Source organism: Vibrio sp. 1978 (genome assembly GCF_033344345.1).
The window spans coordinates 1-516 of record NZ_JAWPOP010001034.1 but is presented as its reverse complement, the minus strand read 5'-3'; the positions used below and the strand labels follow the sequence as shown (position 1 = coordinate 516).

Here is a 516-nt window from a genome sequence, read left to right as displayed (position 1 = left end):
ATGAGTATCTCTGTATCAAACTAGCAGAAGCAATGGGGTTCAAAGTACCTAACGTAGAGATATTAGACTTTGATAATGTGAAATCTTTAGTTGTTGAACGGTTTGATCGAGCATGGTCTAGAAGTACAGGTTCGCTTATAAGATTAGCTCAAGAAGATATGTGCCAGGCATTATCTGTACCCACCCACTTGAAATATCAAGCTGACGGAGGCATTGGTATTGCAGAAATAATGGAGCTATTGAACGGCTCAACAAACGCAGAGAAAGACCGTGATGACTTCATGCGCTTCCAAGTTTTTCAGTGGTTGATAGGCGCAACCGACGGTCATTCAAAAAACTTTTCAATTTTTATTGAGACCAATGGTGCTTATAGACTAACACCTTTCTACGACATCATGTCAGCCTATCCCGCATCAAATGGCAAAGGTATAAACACGCGTAAACTAAAGTTAGCTATGTCTCTCAAATCCACTTCAAGCGGCAATAAGTGGCATCTTGAAAAGGTATATCCCCGTC

At 40.9% G+C, this 516-nt stretch carries 1 protein-coding gene; it reads left to right on the top strand.

What is annotated here, in order from left to right; translation table 11 throughout:
- Nucleotides 1–516: HipA domain-containing protein (locus R8N49_RS30515; protein WP_318190874.1), on the top strand; the 516-nt coding region annotated here is incomplete at both ends.